Source organism: Acinetobacter pullicarnis (assembly GCF_006352475.1).
GTDB classification, from domain to species: Bacteria; Pseudomonadota; Gammaproteobacteria; order Pseudomonadales; family Moraxellaceae; genus Acinetobacter; species Acinetobacter pullicarnis.
In genome coordinates this window covers 1,543,755-1,566,388 of the sequence record NZ_VCMZ01000001.1, presented here as the reverse complement: position 1 = coordinate 1,566,388, position 22,634 = coordinate 1,543,755, and the positions used below count along the sequence as shown (strand labels likewise).

The window sequence follows — 22,634 nt, the reverse complement described above, 5'->3', positions numbered from 1 at the left end:
TGATGCAAAAAATTAAAGCCCATTTACATGGGCTTTCATATCAATTTGATCGGTTTCTATTGGATATCAGATGATATCCGTCAGACCTTGTTAACGCAGCCTAGTGCTCAACCCACAGACCATCTTCCATATGTAAAGTACGATCAGCCGATTTTGCCAACTGCTCATCGTGGGTCACAATCAGCATCGCCATATTTAGCTCTTGCTGTAACTCAGTCAACAATTCAAAGATATTGGCTGCCGTCTTACGATCTAGATTCCCAGTCGGTTCATCTGCCATCATCAATTTCGGTTCAGTGACGAGAGCGCGGGCTAAAGCAACGCGCTGCCGCTCTCCTCCGGATAACTCACCTGGTTGATGGGTCAAACGATGTGACAAACCTACTCGTTCTAACAAATGTTCAGCGCGTTGCTTTGCCTGCTTAAAGTTGACGTTTTTACGTAACATCAATGGCATCGCAACGTTTTCTAGCGCAGTAAATTCGGGTAACAAATGATGGAACTGATAAACAAAGCCTAAATGTTCGTTGCGTAGAAAACCACGCTCTGCTTCATTGAGGCTATCAAACCGTTGACCATTCAACATCACCAAACCTTCAGTTGGGCGATCGAGGCCACCTAGAATGTGCAACAAAGTACTTTTACCAGAGCCACTGGCACCAACAATCGAAACAAACTCCCCGGCATGCACTTGAATCGATAAGCCTTTGATCACTTCAACCGTCGACTTTCCATCAGTAAAGTGTTTTGCAATATTCTTTGCTTCTAATACCACCTTATTCATAACGCAATGCCTCCGCAGGTTGAATTTTGGCAGCACGTAAGGCTGGATAAATCGTCGCAAGAAAACTAAGCACCAATGAAACACAGACGATCAGTGTGACATCTTGCCATCGGAGATAGGACGGTAAATAGTTAATAAAGTAAGCATCAAACAAGTGCCAACCGAAGGCATTATTGAGCCACTCGATCAGACCACTAATACTTGATGCAAATGCAATCCCTAAGATTGCACCAGCAACAGTACCCACCACCCCAATTACTGTGCCTTGCACCATAAAGATTTTGGTAATGGTGGCAGGCGATGCACCCAGAGTTCTTAAAATCGCAATATCAGATTTTTTGTCCGTCACCACCATCACCAAGGAAGATACGATATTAAATGCAGCCACCAACACAATCAGGAACAGCAACAGGCTGACCATGGCTTTTTCCATTTGAATCGCACTAAACAAATTACCGTGGGTATAGGTCCAGTCCGTTGCATAGAAGTTTGGTGGTAGATCTTTCACGATGTCACGGCTGACTTGCGGTGCCAAGAAAATATCATCCAACTTCATCCGAATCCCTTGCGCGCCATCGGGCAGACGCAATAGGGTCGCAGCATCATTTAAGGCGATATAACCCAAAGTTGATTCAACTTCCGCACCAATACTGTAAATACCGACAATTTTAAAACGTTTAAAACGTGGCACAACCCCAGCTGGAGATGGGGTTGCTTCTGGCAGTACCAAGGTCACATTGTCATTCAGGCTGAGGCCCAATGAGTCTGCCATTTGTTTGCCGAGAACAATCCCAAACTCACCTTTTTTCAGTTTTTCTAGACTCCCCTCAACCATATTTTCATGGATAATGGAAACCTGTTTTTCATATTCTGGTTCGATCCCCGTGACCATGATGCCAGACACTTGACCTTGTGCGGTCAACATCCCCTGCATTTGGGTAAATGGGGCAACGCCTGCAACATGTTCATGCTGTTTGATTTTATTCGCAAGCACTGGCCAATCGGTTAAGATCGCGGTCGAAGAAACAGTCGCTTGAGGAACCATCCCCAGCACCCTGTTTTTCAATTCACGGTCAAAGCCATTCATCACAGATAAAACGGTAATCAACACCGCCACGCCCAAAGTCAACCCGATCATTGAAACCAAGGCAATAAAAGAAATAAAGTGATTGCTACGCCGTGCGCGAGTATATCTCAACCCAATATACAGCGAGATAGGTTTAAACATACCAATCTAGTCCGAGGTGTTTTTATGAAAATATCACAACATCAATCGAGTACGACGCAAGGTCAGTGCTCTGTGCTATTGATGTTGCCTTGAGGATTGATGCAGAGATCATTGCAGATGCGCTTGCGCTACATGATCTTGCAGATCCGTTTTTTACTGCCACGCTATTTTCTACTAGTTGTTGAATTAGATCAATTTGATCCGGCCTTAGAATACGAATTAGAACAATTTAATCTGTAGGATCAATAAATTGCCAAAATACGCGCTGCAACAAGTTAAATCTTTGCCTTGAGGCGATGCGCACGTTTACGGCTGGCGACGATATCTTGATAAAAATACAGTACCAAGCCACTAATCAGCACTGCTGCCCCCAAAAACACCCAAGCCGTTGGATATTCATGATTAAAAATCGCCCCAAACAACATGGCCAACATCGGGGTCATCACAGTGGTCAATGACAATGACGTGGCTTTGATATTTTGAACCAGTTTGAAATAACAGAACATTGCAATCAACGATGCCATCACCACTGCATACAGTAGCGCTAAGCTCGATTTGAGTGAAGGAAAATGATCGGGCGCATGTTGCCAAATAAACGGTAAAATCATCAAGGCAACCAAGGTCGACACAAAAATTGAGCCGGTTGCTTGCGCGACGGGTTCAATATCCGCATTGACTTTTTTAACCCAGTAAATCGAGAGCGCATAATTAAATACACTGATCAACATCAACAAAATGCCCAATGGATGCACTTGTTGACTTTGATCGCTGCCCAAACAAATAATGCCCAAGCCAGACACCGCCACCAACATTCCCAACCATTGCAGACGTTGCAAACGCAGTCCAAAGCCAAAACGTCCAATCAAGCCCGCCATAATCGGGGCCAAACCAAACATCAAGGCCAACATGCCCGAACTGAGATATTGTGCGGCGGCATAGGTAAAGGCCTGTGATCCCATCAAACTAAAAGCACCTGCCACATAACTGTGCCAAGCGGTACGATCCAGCGGAAATTTTACTTTTAACACGATCAATAATAGCCCAGCCAGTGGCAAGGCAATAAAAAAGCGCAGTAATAAGGCCCACATCACATGTAGGTCGCTCACACTCCAAACAATCGCCAATGGCGTCGTCGACCAAATGAAAACCAATAATCCATAGGTCAACATAATGTTTGTCTGAGAAGGCATGCGTTGGTATCCAGAGACGTATAGAAAAGCGCTTTAGCTTTGTGTTTTACGCTTTTGTTTAAGAATGGTTTGGTCTAAATGGCTAGAAAATTCACGTTTATCACGTTCTGAAATTGGTGGTGGTCCACCAGTCTGCACCCCTGCACCACGCAAAGTATCCATAAAATCACGTAGATGCAAACGTGCTTTAATATTGGCTTCGGTATAGACCTCACCACGTGGATTAATTGCAACACCGCCTTTTTCAATCACCTGTGCCGCCAGTGGAATATCTTGGGTAATCACAATGTCGTGTTGCTGCATACGCTCAACGATTTCCTGATCAGCGCGGTCTGCTCCACTCAATACTTGAATAAAGTTGATTCTAACCGACGGCCGAATCCCGATATCTTGATTTGCGACAAAATTGACTTGCAAATGATAACGGTCCGAAGCGCGTAAAATAATTTCTCTCAATATTTTAGGCAATGCGTCAGCATCAACCCAGAGTTTAAAATGCAGCACAAATGGTTCCTAAAACGGTCAGCATAATGCTAGTTTAGCAAATACCTTGGCTAAATTGCGTTTGTAGACTTGAAATCAGTAAATTACCCTCGATTTAATATAATAATTCACTCAATTTTTAAATCGAGCATATGAACAATCAAAATAGACCAGAAACTATACTTATAGAAGATCAGAACTTTGGCAGCCATATTGAACATTGGACGCTACTGACTTCGCAAGCCAGCACTGAAGTACCGAAATGGTTAGGTCTAAGTCTCGATTCGCCCATCTCTCCAATGGGTCTATGCCGAAAAGAATGTGAAATGAATGAGGATCTGTGGCTGATCCAAGGTCCTGCGGGAATGGATATTCAAGTCAATCAAGTGATTGCGGTTGAATCGCAAAAGCCGAAAGCGGTCAAGACCGCTTTTCCGAGCTTCACCAGTCCCTATGCCCTCAATGCGCAAGTGACTCGAATTATTCGTTGTCAATCAAACACCCAAGCGGTGCTACAACTACAACTCAATGATCAAAGTACCGTCTATGCTTTTGACACCCTGTATAGCGTGAATCAAGCCCACTATAAAAAAGATCAAAACTATCAAGTACAACTCAATGCTTGGGCCTATCAACTTGAAAAAGTAGCAGATCACGATCAAATCATCGTGGATGACCCCGCTTCAATTAAGCATCATCGTGCCTTAAATCAAATTCTGGCCGAAAATGACGGTGTTGCCCCCCCAAATCTGCAAGAACAAATTGATGCTTGGCAAGCAAAAACACCGGAAGATGAAGAACCCGTAACCGTTGATTTTTCTAAAATGGTGGCCTATCTCTATGGTGAAACCATGGGACAAGAAGATGAAGCCTGGTTTCAAGGGAAAATTGTTGGTAAAAGCCATACCGAGTTTATGCAACAAAAATATATACTCTACGATGTAACTTTAATCTTAGATGAAAATCATCCGGCGACATTAATTCGAATTGCAACCCAACAATCCGATCAACATGATTTTGAAATCAACCAATACATCCGCGGTAATATTTGGATTCAAGCACATTTATTTGCTGAAGCAGCCGCAGTTTAACTGGCCGTAGGCCGTATTAATAATTTTAGTAGCGCTGAAGTAATGTAGGAATAGCGCTCTTTTAACAATATGCAAAGCCTTTTTATTTTTCAACTTTTGCTAGAAAAACAAAAAGGCTTTGCAAACGCTCTTATTGCCAATCAGTCATTACTGCCTTCTGGTTTAAATCGAGTTTATTTTGAGCCTCGCCAATATCGAATAACCTGTGTTTAACCGATGTTTATACATGCCCGCATTTCTATCCTGCATACATTCGCTATAATAATTTTTTTCAACAGTCATGCAACAACATTCAAAACATTAATGCCTACACGTGGAAGTACATAATTTTTTATGCTTTAAAACAATGCTTGGATTAAGTACAGCCCCAATCATTCTGGAAAAATGCTTAAGCCCAATATTATTTTTAAATTCAAAAAATTCAGCAACCCAGCAAAGATGGAATTGATATAGTGGAATTTATAAGATTAAATTCAAACACTTAAATATTAGTAAACTATGATTTTATTTTGAGCTGTGGATATTTTAATCGGCAGAGTTATATATTATAAAAGTTATCCACATATTTTATTCAAAGTTGCTATTTTAAATTCAAATTTTTGTTTTGATTAAGGCATAATAAATCTAGATATTTGGCTAATTTTTAATATATTTAAAATTTTGCTTTATCTAAAGCTTCAAATATGTTAAAAAATAACCAAACCAAGTTACATTTAACAATAATTTTATAATCTAGGCTCTGAGATGAAAATTATACCAGAACATTCAACCAGTCTAATTCAACAAGACCGCCGTTATCATATGCGTGTAGACAAAGCTGCCTGCTGTTTTTTTGTACTCGGCATGTTTCTCTCAGCAATGATCATTCACTTTTTAGGTTTGTTTCCAACCAGTTAATCGCAGCAACCCATTAAACCAAATTGAGCAGTACTGACGACAGTCGTGCATGTATAAAAAAAGCCCTCATGTGAATGAACTGAGGGCTTTTTTATCGCGAGCGCTTAAGTTCTAAGCATTACGCTTTGCAAAGTCATCCATGAAGTTGACCAAGGCTTGAACAGCTTCAAGCGGCACCGCATTATAAATACTGGCACGCATACCACCGACTGAACGATGGCCAGCGAGATTTAACAAATGGTTTGCTTCAGCTTCTTTTACGAATAATTTCTCTAAATCCGAATTTGCAACCGTAAAGGGCACATTCATAATGGAACGATTTGGAATCGCAATCGGGTTTTGATAAAAATCACTTGAATCAATATAGCCATACAGCAGTTTAGCTTTTTCAAGATTGATTTTATGGATCGCATCAACCCCGCCCTGTTCAAGCAACCATTCAAAAACCAAACCTGAAAGATACCAAGCATACGTCGATGGAGTATTTACCATCGAATCATTTTTCGCTTGTGCTGCATATTTTAAAATTGATGGAATTTCTGGATTGGCTTGATCGAGTAAATCTTCACGCACGATCACTAAAGTAAGACCCGCTGGCCCAATATTCTTTTGCGCACCCGCATAAATTAAACCAAACTTTGAAACATCAAGTGGCGCGGACAAAATGCTTGAAGACAAGTCTGAAACCAAAGGAAGATGCGTCTCTGGCACATAATCAAACTGTAAACCACCAATGGTTTCATTTTCAGCATAATGCAAATAAGCAGCATCATTTGAGAACTGCAATTCGCTTTGCGCTTTAATAGCAAGTTTGCCATCGACTTGCGTACCGGCTTCAATCACATGAATATCACCGTAACGCTGCGCTTCTTTGAGTGCTTTTTCAGACCAAATACCAGTATGGATATAATCCGCTTTTTTATTTTTACCCAACAAATTCAGTGGAATTGCTGAAAACTGTAAAGAAGCACCACCTTGTAAAAACAGCACTTTATAATTTTCAGGAATATTCATTAATTTGCGTAAGTCTGCCTCAGCCTTTTCAGCCACAGCAACATAATCGGCACTACGGTGGCTCATTTCCATGATGGATAAGCCTTTACCATGCCAATCCAACATTTCTTGTTGAGCTCTTTCTAAAACGGCAGTAGGTAGTGAAGCAGGACCAGCACAGAAATTGTACGCGCGCATGATTTTTCCCTTTATAACGATGGACAAAATGAAAGACTGCATTTAACCATAAATTGCACGGCGTTACATTAGGTTTACTGGATTATTCGCAGTTGTTATATCAATCTTGTTTGGCATTTAAATTCATTAAATCAATTACCTTGCTTGATCTTTTTAGTATTTCCGCAGCATTCCTGCATTTAAAATTATTTTTTTGCCTTATCTTTCAAGGATCAAGTTTCTATATAGCAGACAACTGGCGGATAATTCCTCGTTAACAGCGATCTCCGTAATCAAGTATAGAGTAAATATACTAACTTTGATTCAGAATGGCATTCTATGCTATTGTTTATGCTAGAAAATTTCGAAGCAACACATTTAAATAACACTTTGATTAATTAACTTTTTTTCAACGGCTGGGTTCAGCTTAAACAAAGAGCAGCACTATTGCGTAGGATCTTGAAGTCAATGCCAATAAAAATTCATCCTGCATTCGATAAAAATGCATTATTTCAATGGTGTACCCTACAGCGTAGCCTTGTCGCTGCGCTTGGTTTGGCAGTCTGTGCATTTACACATGCTGAAGACTTAAGTTATGCCCAAGCAGAACAAAGTTTTCTCACTCAATCTTTTAGCTCTCAAGCCAGTGAAGCCCTACAACAAGCAGCACAACTTGAGGCACAGGCAGTGAAAGGTTTAGGGCTACCACGTGTTGACCTCAATGTTCGCGCCTATGCTTTTCACAGCCAAGTCGATGTCCCGCTCGAAAAATTTAAAAATAATTTAGACAACAATTTGTCTCAGAATATAAATAACCAAATTGATCAATCGGGAAATATTCCAAATGATATTCAAGGCCCGATCAAAGCGGGTATCGGTCAAGCCATTCATGATGGCGTGGGCATGATTCCCAACAAAGCCAATATTTCACTTGAAGATCAAGTGATACGGCCAACCGTTTCAGTGATGATGCCGATCTATACGGGCGGAATCACCAGCACCACCAAAGAAATGGCAAATATTCGAGCCCAACGCAGTCAACTGAGTACCCAACAACAGCAAGACCTGCAACGCTTTGAGCTGATCCAAGCCTACTTTAATGTACAACTTCAACAAAAATTAATGCAATCAAGTCGTTTTAACTTTGATGCCGTGCAGCGTCATTATGACAATGCGCTGAAATTAGAACGTCAGGGCTTTATTAATAAAGGCCAACGCATGCAGTTTGAAGTTGCCAAAAACAATGCCGAACGTTTGCTGCAAAATACAGATTCCACCTTAAGATCGAGTCTGTTTCAACTAAATAACCTCTTACAAACCCAGCAAGTCGGTCGTTTAACCACGCCACTCTTTGTAAATTCCACCCAAAATCAAAGTTTGATGAGCTTACTCAAAAGCTATCAAGAACAGTCTGCACTGATTCGAAAAATGCAGATGGATACCCAACTGGCCAATAGCAATATCAAAATTCAGAGTGCCGCCAAAAAACCCAGTATTTTTGCTTTCGGTGAATATAGTCTAGATGACAAGAACAATTGGATTGTTGGGGTGATGGCGCGCTACAACTTGTTTTCTGGAATTGACTCCAATAAAAATATCCAAGCTGCCGAATTACAACGTTATGCCTCGGAATTGCTAACCGAACGCGCCAAACAAGAAATTGAAAATATCATTTACCGATCGTATAACGAAGCCCACACCGCACAAGCCACCCATCTCTTATTGCAACGCAATATCAAAGCTGCCCAAGAAAACTTGCGCATCCAAGAATTGTCTTATAAAGAAAGTATGGGGACTGCGACTGAAGTGATTGATGCACAAAATATGTTAAATGCATTAGACAGTGAGATGGCACTAAATGCCTATCGTTATGTGATGTCTTTGGCAACCTTGTTGCAGAGCCATGGTTCGATTGCTTCATTTCAAAGCTATGTAAATCAGCCCAATACTCACTTTATTCGTTAAGATTGCGAGGAAAAATAGATGACTCAGCCACATGATGACCAGAATAAAACGAATAACAGTGACAACAATCTCAACGCAGATCACACAGATCACAAGACAGATCAGCCGTCAGCGCAGCCACAAGTGACCGAGAAACAGCCGGCCAGTGATGCAGCTGAAACGGTTGCACCAGCAGCTGCGCAAAAAACAGCGCCAGCAGATGAAACCAAGCAAGATGACACGCCTCCCAATCAGAAAAAAGCCAAGCTCAAACTGTTCATCTTATTGCTGTTGATCTGTATTTTAGGCTTTATCGCCTATGGCTTATGGAAAGGTTATCAACCGAAAGTGATCGAAATTCAAGGACGTGTAGAAACTGAAACCATTCATATCAGCACCAAAGTCCCAAGTCGTATCGATGAGATTTATGTGCATGAAGGGCAAAAAGTCAAAAAAGGACAATTGCTGGTTCGGCTGCATAGCCCTGAAGTAGAAACGAAAAAGCAGCAAGCACTCGGCCTCCTCCAAAGTGCCCTTGCCCTGCAATCCACAACCGATCGCGGTTCACAACAAGAGAATATCGAAACCTTTTATGCCAACTGGCAAAGCCTGAAAGCCCAAGCACAATTGGCTGCGACCACTTATCAACGTGGCGCACATTTATATAAAGAAGGGGTCATTTCAAGACAACGCCGAGATGAAATGCATGCAGCATCTATTTCGTCACAACAACTGGCTGAAGCAGCTTATCAGCAATATGCCCGACTAAAACGCGGCAGCACCGCAGAAGAAAAATCGACTGCGAATGCACAAGTCGATATTGCCCGCGCTGCGGTTGCCGAAGCAAATTCATTAGAGACAGAAACGGTACTGCTTGCCCCAGTCGATGGCACTGTGTCTAAAATTTATGGCAATGTCTCTGAATTGGTGGCAATGGCTGTGCCGGTACTCAGCTTAATTGATGATGCTGAAATCAAGGTCAATCTTAACGTGCGTGAAGACCAATATGCATCTGTGTATCAAGCCAAAACGCTAGAGGGTTATATTCCTGCCCTACAAAAAAATGCAGCCTTTAAAATCACCCATATCGATGCGGAAGGTGACTTTGCCACCATTAAAACCACACGTCAAACAGGTGGTTATGACATACGCAGCTTCAAACTAAATTTAGAGCCAATACAGGCCATTCCTGAGTTAAAAGTAGGCATGAGTGTATTGTTTAAAGTACAAGAGACAAAATAATGTGGTCTGGCATATTGCGAGAGCTGCGTTATTTAAGCACGCATAAATGGGACCTCAGCATGGTGACAGTGGTTCCCCTGCTGATTATCGTCATGATGAGTGCGATGTTTTACTCAGGTAAGGCTGAGCATTTACCCATTGCGTTGATTGACCAAGATCAGAGTCAACTCAGTCGCAATGTTGAAAAATATTTAAGCCAAAACCAATCCCTAAAGATTGACCTGGTAACCCACAATATCGATGAAGCCGAACAATGGCTCAATCAAAATAAAGTATGGGGCTATGTGCATATCCCCAGTGGTGCAGAACAGCGCTTGGTTCAGGCCAAAGATGCTGGTATTTCCGTTGCCTACAACCAGAGTTATTTTAGTGTGGGCAATATTATTTCCTCTGCCATGAGTATGAGCGTGGTTCAAGCCATCTCAGATTATTTGGGTGAGGAGTATTTGGCAGAGAGCATCCCCTATGCCGATGTTTCCACACCGAATGTTAAGATTTCAGTACTGTATAACCCGGGCATGAGCTATGAATTCTACTTAGAATTATTTGCCATTCCAGCGATCCTGCATTTATTACTGGGTTGCTGTGTCGCATTTTCAATTGGGCAAGAGTTTAAGTTTAACAAAGCACAGCATTGGCTTGAACACTATGGAATATTTACCGCGCTTAGCTCGAAAATCTTGGTTTATGTCCTTATTTTTAGTCTATGGACTTGGCTATGGATGTTCTGGTTAATAGAATATCGTGACTGGTTTATCGCTGGGCATTTATGGCTCATCATCTTGGCGCAATTTATTTTTTATGCAGCCTATGGCTTTATGGCAGCGATGACCGTCCTGATAATTAAAGACTTAGCTGAAAGTTTTGGGGTTATCGCAATCTATGGCGGATCTTCACTGAGTTTTGCCGGAGTCACATTACCTGTCAACAATGCCAGTGCATTTACCCGCAGTTGGTCTGACCTTATTCCCTATACCACTTATGCAAAACTGCAAACTCAGCAATGGGTGATGGGCAGTTCAATCAGCACTTCGCTGCCCATGCTGCTGATCCTGATTATTTTTTGCAGTGTCTTTGCCACAATCTGCCTGGTGATGCTCCATCGCTATAAAAAAGGAGCAACAGCATGAAAACATTTATGTTTTATCTGTTGAAAACCTTTAAGGACATTGTCAAAAGTAAAGCTATTTTGAGCAGCCTACTGCTCTCGGTGCTGTTTTATAGTTTCTTCTACCCTTCAGCCTACCAAGCGCAACAAGCCGCCTCACTTCCCATTGTGATTGTCGATGAAGAACACAGCGATTTGACCGCTCAAATCATTCAAACCATTCGGCAAAGTCCCAACCTTGAGGTGACAACAGTCACCGGGAATTTTGCTGAAGCAGAAATGATGGTCAAACAAGAGCAAGCCGATGCGATTTTACTGTTGCCATATAATCTCTCGAATAGCCTAGCGCGTGGTGAAGTCGGCGGGATCGGTTTATATCTGAGTTCTGCCTATTTCATTAAAACCAGTCAAATCGGTAAAGGCTTGGCGCTATCAATTGAACAGAGTTTAGCCAATCATTTAGAGAAATTTTCACACGCTACAGCATTTGAGCCACAACTTTCCATTCACAGCATCCCACTGTTTAATGTCCTGTCTGGCTATGGTAGCTATGTCTTTCCTGCCATTGCAGCGCTGATTATTCACCAAACCATTTTACTGAGTATGGGAATGTTAATCGCTGGATATCGCCAACACGCTTGGCGTCCAACTGCAACTGAGTTTTGGGCCTGCTTTAGCGCAATCTTTATCATCGGCTGCTTGGGCTGTTTCTACTTATTTGGTTTTACCTTCTGGCTCTACGACTACCCACATGGCGGCAACTTCTGGGGCATGTTACTGGCTGTGCCCATTTATATTAGCTGTGTGATTGGGCTTGGCTTTGTGTTTGGCTCTTATTTAGATATGCCTGAACGCAGTGGCCATGTGATTGTATTTAGCTCAGTTCCGATCTTTTTACTGTCTGGAACTGCTTGGCCGCACGCTGCAATGCCAGCATGGTTACAGTGGATTGGAGAGGTGCTGCCTTCAACGCAAGCTATTCAAATGTTCCTTCAGCTTAATCAAATGGGTGTTCCCACGCTCCTAGTGATCCCCAAGCTGATTTATTTGGCAAGTCTTGGCGCAATTTTATTGCTCTGGGGGTATTACCGTTTGCGTTACAGTCGCATCACCGCCAAGCAAGAATAATCCAGTTCCAACTGATTCGAAGCGCTGACTTCCGCTCACCCAGTCTTCGAATCAGCTGCATAAATGCAGAAATATGCCTTGAATACCGAGAAAAACACAAAATAGAGTGATATAAATCACCAAAATTTAACAACTTTAACTTAATAATATTCATATATTTAAATAAATTATTAATAATTAATTAGGTTCATCACAAAAATTCAAGCAAAATACCGTACTTTCCACACTCTCTATGCTTATCGTCAGCTATTCAACGGAATGATGAATTGTAAGTATCAAATAGAGAAATTTCTTTTAAGCACAGTTTATTGTATGAGCGCTGCATGAAAAAAATGAAACTCAGCCTAGCCTGGCAAATTGTAATTGCACTTATACTTGGTGTCGCAGTTGGCGCCTTTCTTCACGAATCAACTGAATATCGCGAAGCCTTAATTAATAATTTACTGCATCCTTTGGGCAGTATTTCTATTAATTTAATCAAAATGATCGTTATTCCATTGGTCGTTTCAATGTTGATTTTGGGCATTGCAAATGCTGGAGGAACCAAGAGCTTGGGTAAACTTGGTTTTAGAACCATGGTTTATTTTGAAGTGATTACCACCATTGCGATTATTGTCGGACTGGTTGCGGCCAATGTATTCCAACCCGGTGTTGGGATTGATATGTCCACGCTGACCACAACCGACATTTCGCAATATGAGCAAACCACTCAACAGGTCAACAATCAAGCACATGGCTTGGTCAATACCATCCTCTCGCTCATTCCTTCGAATATTTTTGCAGCAATGGACAGTGGGCAGATGCTGCCGATTATTTTCTTTGCCGTGATATTCGGAATCGGTCTTGGTTCACTTACCCGTGAAACCAAACAACCATTACTGGATGTTTTAAAGTCCATTTCTGAAACCATGTTCAAAGTCACCCACATGATCATGATGTTTGCACCATTTGGTGTATTCGGTCTAATTGCTGCAACAGTGGCAAGTTTTGGCTTTAGCTCTTTGCTGCCTTTGCTTAAACTTGCAGTTGTGGTCTATGGTGCGATTTTCTTCTTTATTTTCGTTATCTTAGGCTTTGTGGCGAAGTTCTGTGGTTTTAATATTTTAACCCTGATTAAAATTTTAAAAGATGAACTGATTTTGGCCTTTTCCACCGCCAGTTCTGAAACTGTATTGCCACGTATGATGGAAAAAATGGAAGCTTACGGGGCACCCAAATCGGTGACCAGTTTTGTAATTCCCATTGGTTATTCATTTAACCTTGATGGTTCAACCCTTTATCAAAGTATTGCTGCGATTTTCATTGCACAACTGTATGGGATCGATCTATCCCTCACCCAACAATTGGTTTTGGTCGTAACCTTAATGATTACCTCTAAAGGCATTGCGGGTGTGCCCGGTGTGTCTTTTGTGGTGTTACTCGCCACCTTAGGTAGTGTCGGTATTCCACTTGAAGGCCTAGCCTTTATTGCCGGTATTGACCGTATTCTTGATATGGGACGTACCGTGGTCAACGTTATTGGCAATGCTTTGGCGGTCCTTGTGATCAGCAAATGGGAAGGTAACTTCGACACTGAAATGCAAAAAAACTACAGCATCAAAGCCAACGATACCTTGTAAGTCACTCAATATGATGGTTAAAGCCTAGCTTTAGCCGTCTCTTCAGTCATCTTTTTTTGCCAACGTTGCGAGATCAAGTTCGATCTGATCCATGCTGCTGGAGGAGATGGTTTGATCAACCTGATCAATCGTCAGTGCCAAGATGGTTGTTCCCCCATCCTCCCCCTTAAAAACGACAGTTACTGCAATCACAGCTGCTGGATATTCAAAGAGTGCAACTGCTGTTGTCACTTTTCCAACGGATGGTGTCGTCGATACCAGTGTTGTAAACACTCGATAATGCTCTGCTTTCTCACTCGGTACCAATTGAAAAATATGCTGCATAATTTCAGGCGATTGCTTGATCTGCTGCTGTAAACTCGCATCTAATAATGGCTTCACCACGTCCAGTTGTTTGGATTGTAAGGCACGATAGAGCAATTGGATTTTTTGCTCTTGTGCTGCGGATACGGCTATTGGTTGTGGTTTCAGCTCACTGTTATTTTGATCAGCCATAAAAGATTCCATCATATCCGTAATACGTTCACAAGCAACTAGACTAAAACTTAGACTAAGCAACACGATCATTTTTATTGTCTTTTTTATTGTCGTTGGCATTGTTTGACTCTTATTGATTGGGGTCTTGAAGACCCGTCTATTTCGCCACAATCGGATTAAAAAAACCGTTGTATCTCTTTATTATTGTTGTTATTTAGACGCATGTTTCTGAATAGTTTAATATCCAAAGCGAAGAAGCGGGTGATTGTAAAGCTGACCGATGCAACCACCTAATCACCCTCTAGATGAAGTGCTGATTCACCACGCAATATTTCGTATTTAAACCCTAATGATTTGACTATCCGTTTCAACCACATCGCTGGCATTGCGCTCTGCTGGAATGACGACTTCAGCTTCACGACTTGGTCGCACCACATCAGCATTTTCCTTCGGATGCAGGGTGATAAAGAAACCGACGATTTTGCTCCCTCCATCATGCCCTTCAAATACCACCCGAAATAACAGTGACATTTTTGGATAATCATAAAGATATGAAACTGATGTAGTTTTTCCATCACTCGTGGTCATTGACTTGCTGGTAGTCTGTATTTCCATACGGGTCGCAGGCTGGGTTGGAATCAGCCTATAAAGTTGTTCCATCATCTCAGGCTTGGCTTGCAAGTCTTGTTGCACATTGGCTGCAACTAGCGCCTTGATCTGCGCTGTATTGCGTTCATGTAGTGCTTTATAGAGCTCCCCTGCTTTTTCATCTTGCTCAATTGTCGAGCGAATATCAGAGATGCCTAGCTTATCAAAGGCAAAATCGACGATGCGATCACATGCACTGAGGTTTAGGCTAAGTATTAGTATTAGAAGTATTTTTTTCATAGTGAGTTATATCGCTTCAGAAATCCTATCGTTATATCTGCGTTGCAACCTCGCTCCATCCGCTTCGCGGTGGAATGCTTAAGCAGTCAATATCATATATGCGTATCTGAATTCCAGCGTATAACAGTGCAACGAGAAAATCAGTATTTATGCAGATCATCTTAGCTTATATAGTCGCAGTCAATCAGACCTAAAAAAAGGACGCCGTAGCGTCCTTTCTGTATTACAAGGTACTTCAGTAAAAATCACTCATCTGTCGATTTTTCATCAGTATCAGAAGTATCAACTTCTTGGGTTTCGATGTCATGAACTTCAACTTCATGGATTTCATTTGCATCGGTGCTTTCAGTGAGATTTTCTTCACCTTCAATCACTTCAACAAACTCTTCTTCCTCAACCGCTTCAATTGAAACGACACCAACCAAGAGTTCTTCTTTACCCAAGCGAATCAGACGAACACCTTGCGCATTACGCCCAGTGGTCGCGACTTCAGATGCACGGGTTCTCACCAAGGTGCCGCCATCAGAAATCAACATCAATTCTTTGCTTTCATCAATCGACACTGCACCAACCAATTCACCATTACGTTCCGAGGTTTTAATGGCGATCACGCCTTTACCACCACGTTTTTTGGTTGGGAACTCGCCAACTGGAGTACGTTTACCATAACCATTGGCACATGCACACAGCACTTCGCCCGTTTCAGGTACAACCACCAAAGAAACGATACGACTGACCACATTGGTGTCAGCAACATCTTCTTCTTCGCCATCTACTTCTGGTTCTTCAGCTTCTTCCGCTGCGGCAACCGCAAGTGCAACGCGCATACCACGTACACCTTTGGCAGTACGTCCCATGACACGAACATCACCTTCAGCAAAGCGAATCGCCTTACCTTCGTTAGAGAACAACATAATTTGCTGTTCGCCATCGGTAATGGTCACGCCAATTAAGGTATCTTCTTCGTTCAATTCAATCGCACGTAAACCGTTTGAGCGTACGTTACTAAATTGTTCGAGTGCAACACGTTTAACCGTACCTGCTGCTGTCGCCATAAATACGAAATAGTTTTTACGTAGTGCTTCAGCTTGCTGTGCAAAGTCTTCGATGATTGCATCATCTAAGTCAGTGGTGCTGAGTGAAAGACCGAGCTGTTTTAAGGTTGCCATCAGGACATCGGTTAATTCAGCTTGTTCTTCAGTTTCGAGCAATGCCGCTTCTAGTGCAGCAAAATGCGCTTGAATCACTTCATTTTTTTGCAATACCGCAGCATTTGCAGTCACAAAGGCTTTAAATTCGGCAACACGTTCAATGAATTTCTTCGGTGCATCAATCACCGGTAAAATTGCAGTAATGGTTTCTGTTGCATCGAGTGGCAAGAGGTTGACCATTGGACGACCTTTGGCACCACGTGACGCTTGCGGTACTTCAAACACTCTTAGACGATACACTTTACCGACGTTGGTAAAGCAAAGTACCGTGGCATGGCTTGAAGTCACAATTAGATGTTGAATGAAATCATCATCTTTCATCGAAGTTGCAGATTTACCACGACCACCACGACGCTGTGCAGCATAGTCAGACAGCGGTTGCGTTTTGGCATAACCGGTTTGAGAAACCGTCAATACCATTTGTTCTTCTGGAATCAAGTCTTCACGTGAGAAATCGATACGAGATTCAATAATCTCGGTACGACGTCCATCACCATACTGCTGCAAAATCAAGGCTAATTCTTCACGAATCACATTCATCAATAAGTTGAAGTCATTTAAAATGGCTGTCAACTCAGCGATTTGTGCCAAAATTTCCGAATATTCAGCATGTAACTTGTCTTGTTCTAGACCTGTTAAACGATGTAAACGAAGTTCTAAGATTGCATTGACTTGGGTTGGTGATAAACGATAAATCTCGCCATCTAAACCAAACGGAAGTTTTGGATCTTCACCGTCAATGACTTCTGGGCGCACTGAAACTGAACCTGCTTTTTCAAGCAAGGCCATGACGCCACCACCTGCCCACTCACCAGTCTGTAAACGCTCACGCGCTTCAGCAGGATTTGCAGAAGTTTTAATGGTTTCAATAATGGCATCAATGTTGGCCAAAGCCACTGTTAAACCTTCTAAGATATGACCACGTTCACGTGCTTTACGCAGTTCAAACATAGTACGACGCGTCACCACTTCTTGACGATGACGAATAAATGCCGCAACAATATCTTTCAAGTTCATCAACTTAGGCTGTCCATTATCGAGACAAACCATGTTGATGCTAAATGAGTTTTCGAGTTGTGTTTGCTGGAATAGGTTATTGACCACCACTTCCGCATTTTCACCACGTTTTAAATCGATAGCGATACGCATACCGTCTTTATCGGATTCATCACGTAACTCTGAAATACCTTCGAGTTTTTTCTCTTTCACTAACTCGGCAATACGCTCGATAGTACGGGCTTTATTGACTTGATAAGGAATCTCAGTAAATACAATGGTAGTACGGCCATTTTTAGGATCTTCTTCAAAATGGTATTTACCACGAATATGCAGACGACCTTTACCTGTACGGTAAGCATCGACGATACCTGATTTACCGTAGATGATACCACCTGTAGGGAAATCGGGACCGGAGATATGCTCCATCAAGCCTTCAATTGAAATATTCGGATTGTCAGTATAAGCCAAACATGCATGAATGACTTCGGTTAGGTTGTGAGGCGCCATATTGGTCGCCATACCCACCGCAATACCAGCAGCACCATTGATGAGCAAGTTTGGAATACGGGTTGGCATGACCTGAGGAATTTTCTCAGAGCCATCATAGTTGTCTTCCCAATCAACGGTGTCTTTTTCTAAGTCCGCCAAAATTTCATGGGTTAACTTACGCATCCGCACTTCGGTATAACGCATTGCCGCTGCACTGTCACCGTCGACAGAACCGAAGTTCCCTTGACCGTCAACCAATTGATAACGCAAGCTAAAATCTTGTGCCATGCGGACAATGGTTTCATAAACAGCAGAGTCACCATGTGGGTGATATTTACCGATGACGTCACCAACAACACGGGCAGATTTCTTATAGGCTTTGTTATAGTCATTGCCGAGCTCGTGCATAGCAAAAAGCACACGACGATGAACAGGTTTTAGACCATCTCTCACATCTGGTAATGCACGTGACACAATCACGCTCATTGCATAGTCCAAATATGAGTGCTTGAGCTCATCTTCAATGGCAATCGGTCTGGTTTCCGATACGCTCATGCATACTCCTTATTACCAGCAGGTTTAGCTGCTCGATTTATGTCGTTAACGCTAAAAAAATTAACTCAAAAATAATGAGTTAAAATCAAAAAATACAGCAAAAAATTATAGCATAAATTGTTAACTTTGTGGCTAAAACTACATTCAAGTTGAATCATTCTTTGTGGTTATATTGACCAAGCCAAACCCATCAAATAAAAGCGTTGCAGCAAAAATAGCGGACTTAAATTTATTAGAAATTTCATCGTTTAAAAAACAAAAATAATGCACCGATCAAACCACTCTTCTCGGCATGTACTTTGACCTATTTATCGGCTCAATGTTTTTAAAAACAAAAAAAAGCACGCTGAATGCAGCGTGCTTTTTGAAAATCGGATCAGCAAATTAAAGCTTAGAAACGAGTTCCGGTACAACCGTATTCAAATCACCGACTAACCAGTAGTCAGCAACTGCATTGATTGGTGCTTCTTCGTCTTTGTTGATGGCAACAATGACTTTAGATTCTTTCATACCTGCCAAGTGCTGAATCGCACCTGAGATACCGACAGCGATATAAAGGTCTGGTGCAACAATTTTACCTGTTTGACCGACTTGCATATCGTTTGGTACAAAACCAGCATCAACCGCAGCACGTGACGCGCCTTGAGCAGCACCCAGTTTATCTGCCAATGGATCAAGTACGGCATGGTAGTTCTCACCAGAACCCACACCACGACCACCAGAAACAACGATGCGAGCAGCAGTCAATTCAGGGCGTTCAGATTTTACAATCTCTTCAGCCACAAATTTAGAAACACCTGCGTCTTTAGCATCAGCAATCGCTTCAACGGCAGCAGAACCACCTTCGCTTGCCACTGGATCAAAAGCCGTACCACGTACTGTACCCACAATGATTGCTTCTTCAGACTGTACAGTCGCAATCGCATTACCCGCATAGATTGGGCGTTTGAAGGTATTTGCAGATTCAACTGCAATAATGTCAGAAATCATGCTGACATCAAGTAAAGCCGCAGCGCGTGGCAAAATATTTTTACCATTTGAAGTCGCAGCGCCTAAAACATATTTATATGACTGAGCCACATCTGCAACTAAAGCAGCAACGTTTTCAGCCAATTGGTTTGCATAGTCTGCGTTGTCAGCAAGCAATACTTTGCTTACGCCCGCAACTTTTGCAGCAGCATCAGCAACAGCTTGAGCACCTGAACCTGCAACCAATACAGTGATATCACCACCGATTTTTTCAGCTGCAGCAACAACGTTTAAAGTTGCACCGTTCAGTGTCTTATTGTCGTGCTCAGCGATAACTAAAATACTCATGATTTTTATCCTTCTGTATTAGATCACTTTCGCTTCGTTTTTCAATTTTTCTACAAGCTCATCCACAGATTTCACTTGTACGCCTGCTTTACGCTCTGCAGGTGGCTCAACTTTCACAGTTTTCAGTTTAGTTGTAGCCGTCACGCCATAATCCGCTGGAGATTTAGTCTCTAGTGGTTTTTTACGTGCTTTCATAATGTTCGGAAGCGCCGCATAGCGTGGTTCGTTCAAACGTAAGTCAGTGGTGATAATTGCTGGCAATTTAAGCGCAACAGTTTGTAAACCACCATCGATTTCACGCGTGACTTGAACGCTGTCACCATCAACTTTAACTTCAGAAGCAAAAGTACCTTGGCCAGCACCAATCAGTGCTGCAAGCATTTGGCCGACTTGGTTTGAGTCATCATCAATCGCTTGTTTACCCAAAAGGATAAGTTGCGGCTGTTCTTGCTCAACAACACCTTTCAAAATTTTAGCAACTTCAAGCGCACCAATGTCGTCTGCAGTTTCAACTAAAATACCACGGTCTGCACCAAGCGCCATCGCAGAACGAATTTGCTCTTGTGCTTCTTTAGGACCGATAGAAACAACAATAATTTCTGATACAGTTCCCTTTTCTTTTAAGCGAACCGCTTCTTCCACTGCGATTTCACAAAATGGGTTAATTGACATTTTAACGTTGGTTAAGTCAACCCCACTGTTGTCCGGTTTTACGCGAACTTTCACGTTGGCATCAACCACACGTTTTACAGCAACAAGAGCCTTCATGTAATCCTCGGCTGTTTTAGCAAAAGTAAATATTGAGAAACGTTATAATAACGCTTCATTTCAATTTTTTAGGTGCCCTATCTTGCTATGTGTTTGGCATTTCGGTCAAGCCACAAATTACCAAACACCTGTAAAAAAGCGTAAAAATTCTTGAACCGCCCGTTCATTTTTTAAAAACACCGCAAAACTCAAGTCTTTTCCCAAATAGCAACCTATATTTTAATCATTGATTTATCACAATTTTATAACACACCTAAGCTTTTACGCATGAATGCTGCTGTTTTAAGCAATGCTTGCCCCCAAGCCAGGCATTTTCGCAAGCAGATGCAATCCGCTGCTATATAAATGTCAGTTTAGATAAAGTGTGACTGAATGGTTTGCAATTAAAACCAAAGCTTTTAGATGAATGCATACTTTACAATCAAAGCAAGCGCTCGTTTCATTTGCTTTGCCGTCGTAGGCCCAAGATATCTGTTGAATTGCTCAACAACCTTACTTAATCTATGTTGCAACGCACAACAGTGGAACGAGAAAATACTTGATGACGCATATTCAGATCACCACACTTGAAACCCCGCGATTAAGGCTTCGACAATGGCAAACCTCGGACTATGCCGCATTTGCGGAACTGAATGCCGACCCAGAAGTAATGCGCTATTTTCCCAATCCACTGACAACAGATGAAAGCAATCATCTTGCTGAACGCTGTAAAAACTTAATTGCAGCACATGGTTGGGGATTTTGGGCCGTCGAGCTCAAACAAACTGGACAATTTATTGCTTTTGTCGGTTTGCATGCTCAACCAACTCGGTTTAGTTTCTCACCGTGTGTTGAAATCGGCTGGCGTTTTGCCAAAGCCTATTGGCAGCAAGGCTATGCCACTGAAGCTGCACAAGCCTGCTTAACTTTTGCCTTTGATCAATTGCAACTCGAACACGTGGTGGCTTTTACCGCACATAACAATGCTGCTTCCGAAAAAGTCATGCAACGCCTAGGCATGCAATTTATGCAAGACTTTGAACACCCAGAGTTAGCCGCAGATAGCCCTTTGTTAAAACATAAGCTTTATCGAATTGAACGCAATCAGTTTCAAAGCTGAAACTGATTTTGATGTTCCACCGCTGAATAGCCCCCTTTAAGCCTTATTTCTTATTGGCTCTGGGATGCGCCTGATCATAGACCTGTGCCAAATGCTCAAAATCAAGATGGGTATAAATCTGGGTGGTGGTTAAATTGCTGTGTCCCAACATTTCTTGTACGGCACGTAAATCTCGGCTACTCGACAACATATGTGAGGCAAAGCAATGCCGCAGTAAATGCGGATGCAAGTCAACATTGACACCGGCACGTTGTGCTTGAAATTTCACCCGATTTTCAATTTGTCGTGGGCTGAGTCGTGCACCTTTCTGACTAATGAACACCGCAGACTCAGGTTTAAACTCACCTTGCCAAATACGATAGATCTTTAACCACTCAATCAGACTGTCTTTGGCCTTACCACCAAATGGCACAATTCGGGTTTTATTGCCCTTACCCGTAATTCGCAATAATAGGCGACCAAAATCGATATCGCGAATATCCAAGCCCTGCACTTCGGCCAAACGCAATCCGCTCGAATACAGTAATTCAAGTATGGCTTTGTCTCGCAACCACAATTGTTGTTCTAGCGGTTTTTCAGGGGCGGTTTGATCTAGGATGAAATTAATGGTTTCAACATCAACCATTCCCGGCAATGCACGTGGCTGCCGTTTTAGCTGTAAGTCATCACTGGGATTGATGGTTAAATAATTGCCTTGTTCCGCCCATTTCATAAATTGGCGAATAGAGGTTAAATGGCGTTGCAGGCTGGTCGAACTAAGCTGATGCTGCTCGACTTTAAATGCCAAATACTCTCGTAAGTCCGAAGCTTCAACCTGTTTTAATTCGATGTTTTTCTCATAACAAAATGCAATAAAACCAGATACATCCCGAAAGTAGGCATCGAGGGTGTGCTCGGATTGATTTTGAAGCTTCCGATCTTTTAACCAGATTGAGAGTAATTGCATC

General features: G+C 42.2%; 19 protein-coding genes. 8 read left to right on the top strand and 11 right to left on the bottom strand.

Annotated elements, in window-relative coordinates; all coding sequences use genetic code 11:
* Nucleotides 1-100: 100 nt before the first annotated feature.
* The 4 genes from lolD to FD716_RS06890 form a co-directional block, all read right to left on the bottom strand.
* Complete coding sequence (lolD, locus tag FD716_RS06905) at nucleotides 101-784, bottom strand: lipoprotein-releasing ABC transporter ATP-binding protein LolD (protein WP_139851605.1); 684 nt, start codon at nucleotides 782-784, stop codon at nucleotides 101-103.
* A complete protein-coding gene (locus tag FD716_RS06900; RefSeq protein ID WP_139851604.1) occupies nucleotides 777-2,012 on the bottom strand; it encodes a lipoprotein-releasing ABC transporter permease subunit in 1,236 nt (411 codons plus the stop codon). Before FD716_RS06900 ends, lolD begins: the two co-directional genes overlap by 8 nt.
* 275 nt (nucleotides 2,013-2,287) lie before the next feature.
* Nucleotides 2,288-3,202, bottom strand: coding sequence for a DMT family transporter (locus FD716_RS06895; RefSeq protein WP_139851603.1), 915 nt, complete (start codon nucleotides 3,200-3,202; stop codon nucleotides 2,288-2,290).
* Nucleotides 3,203-3,235: 33 nt separating this feature from the next.
* Entirely contained in the window at nucleotides 3,236-3,706 is a 471-nt protein-coding gene (locus FD716_RS06890) for a YaiI/YqxD family protein (RefSeq protein WP_139851602.1), read from the bottom strand.
* Between the two features lie 131 nt (nucleotides 3,707-3,837).
* Between FD716_RS06890 and FD716_RS06885 the strand changes: the two genes are divergently transcribed.
* Entirely contained in the window at nucleotides 3,838-4,776 is a 939-nt protein-coding gene (locus tag FD716_RS06885) for a hypothetical protein (RefSeq protein WP_139851601.1), read from the top strand.
* A 744-nt stretch (nucleotides 4,777-5,520) separates the two neighbouring features.
* Nucleotides 5,521-5,673, top strand: coding sequence for a hypothetical protein (locus FD716_RS18845; protein ID WP_171477000.1), 153 nt, complete (start codon nucleotides 5,521-5,523; stop codon nucleotides 5,671-5,673).
* 111 nt (nucleotides 5,674-5,784) lie between these two features.
* Here FD716_RS18845 and serC read toward each other — a convergent pair whose 3' ends face one another.
* Complete coding sequence (gene serC, locus FD716_RS06880) at nucleotides 5,785-6,864, bottom strand: 3-phosphoserine/phosphohydroxythreonine transaminase (protein ID WP_139851600.1); 1,080 nt, start codon at nucleotides 6,862-6,864, stop codon at nucleotides 5,785-5,787.
* A gap of 447 nt (nucleotides 6,865-7,311) precedes the next feature.
* Here serC and FD716_RS06875 point away from each other — a divergent pair, with 447 nt between their 5' ends.
* From FD716_RS06875 to gltP, 5 genes are all read left to right on the top strand, one after another.
* On the top strand, nucleotides 7,312-8,808 hold the full coding sequence (locus tag FD716_RS06875) for a TolC family protein (protein WP_139851599.1): 1,497 nt from the start codon (nucleotides 7,312-7,314) through the stop codon (nucleotides 8,806-8,808).
* Between the two features lie 18 nt (nucleotides 8,809-8,826).
* Nucleotides 8,827-10,029: an HlyD family secretion protein gene (locus tag FD716_RS06870; RefSeq protein ID WP_139851598.1), complete on the top strand. Its 1,203-nt coding sequence runs from the start codon at nucleotides 8,827-8,829 to the stop codon at nucleotides 10,027-10,029.
* Complete coding sequence (locus FD716_RS06865; protein ID WP_139851597.1) at nucleotides 10,029-11,159, top strand: ABC transporter permease; 1,131 nt, start codon at nucleotides 10,029-10,031, stop codon at nucleotides 11,157-11,159. Before FD716_RS06870 ends, FD716_RS06865 begins: the two co-directional genes overlap by 1 nt.
* Nucleotides 11,156-12,265 (top strand): ABC transporter permease, encoded by a 1,110-nt coding sequence (locus FD716_RS06860; protein WP_139851596.1) that lies wholly within the window; start codon nucleotides 11,156-11,158, stop codon nucleotides 12,263-12,265. The genes FD716_RS06865 and FD716_RS06860 overlap by 4 nt, the downstream gene beginning before the upstream one ends.
* A gap of 323 nt (nucleotides 12,266-12,588) precedes the next feature.
* Entirely contained in the window at nucleotides 12,589-13,884 is a 1,296-nt protein-coding gene (gltP, locus tag FD716_RS06855) for a glutamate/aspartate:proton symporter GltP (protein WP_139851595.1), read from the top strand.
* 42 nt (nucleotides 13,885-13,926) lie between these two features.
* On the opposite strand, the gene FD716_RS06850 is transcribed toward gltP, so the two are convergent.
* The 5 genes from FD716_RS06850 to FD716_RS06830 all read right to left on the bottom strand — a co-directional run bounded on the left by FD716_RS06850 (nucleotide 13,927) and on the right by FD716_RS06830 (nucleotide 20,588).
* On the bottom strand, nucleotides 13,927-14,451 hold the full coding sequence (locus FD716_RS06850; protein WP_215895455.1) for a hypothetical protein: 525 nt from the start codon (nucleotides 14,449-14,451) through the stop codon (nucleotides 13,927-13,929).
* Nucleotides 14,452-14,700: 249 nt separating this feature from the next.
* Entirely contained in the window at nucleotides 14,701-15,249 is a 549-nt protein-coding gene (locus FD716_RS06845; protein WP_139851593.1) for a hypothetical protein, read from the bottom strand.
* 245 nt (nucleotides 15,250-15,494) lie between these two features.
* Nucleotides 15,495-18,503: a DNA gyrase subunit A gene (gene gyrA, locus FD716_RS06840; RefSeq protein ID WP_139851592.1), complete on the bottom strand. Its 3,009-nt coding sequence runs from the start codon at nucleotides 18,501-18,503 to the stop codon at nucleotides 15,495-15,497.
* Nucleotides 18,504-18,887: 384 nt separating this feature from the next.
* Complete coding sequence (locus tag FD716_RS06835) at nucleotides 18,888-19,820, bottom strand: electron transfer flavoprotein subunit alpha/FixB family protein (protein ID WP_139851591.1); 933 nt, start codon at nucleotides 19,818-19,820, stop codon at nucleotides 18,888-18,890.
* A gap of 18 nt (nucleotides 19,821-19,838) precedes the next feature.
* Nucleotides 19,839-20,588: an electron transfer flavoprotein subunit beta/FixA family protein gene (locus FD716_RS06830; protein WP_139851590.1), complete on the bottom strand. Its 750-nt coding sequence runs from the start codon at nucleotides 20,586-20,588 to the stop codon at nucleotides 19,839-19,841.
* Nucleotides 20,589-21,129: 541 nt separating this feature from the next.
* On the opposite strand from FD716_RS06830, the gene FD716_RS06825 reads away from it, so the two are divergent.
* The gene (locus FD716_RS06825; protein ID WP_139853632.1) at nucleotides 21,130-21,687 is read left to right on the top strand and encodes a GNAT family N-acetyltransferase; all 558 of its coding nucleotides are present in this window, start codon (nucleotides 21,130-21,132) and stop codon (nucleotides 21,685-21,687) included.
* Between the two features lie 43 nt (nucleotides 21,688-21,730).
* On the opposite strand, the gene FD716_RS06820 is transcribed toward FD716_RS06825, so the two are convergent.
* Complete coding sequence (locus tag FD716_RS06820; RefSeq protein WP_171477086.1) at nucleotides 21,731-22,618, bottom strand: tyrosine recombinase XerC; 888 nt, start codon at nucleotides 22,616-22,618, stop codon at nucleotides 21,731-21,733.
* Nucleotides 22,619-22,634 lie beyond the last annotated feature (16 nt).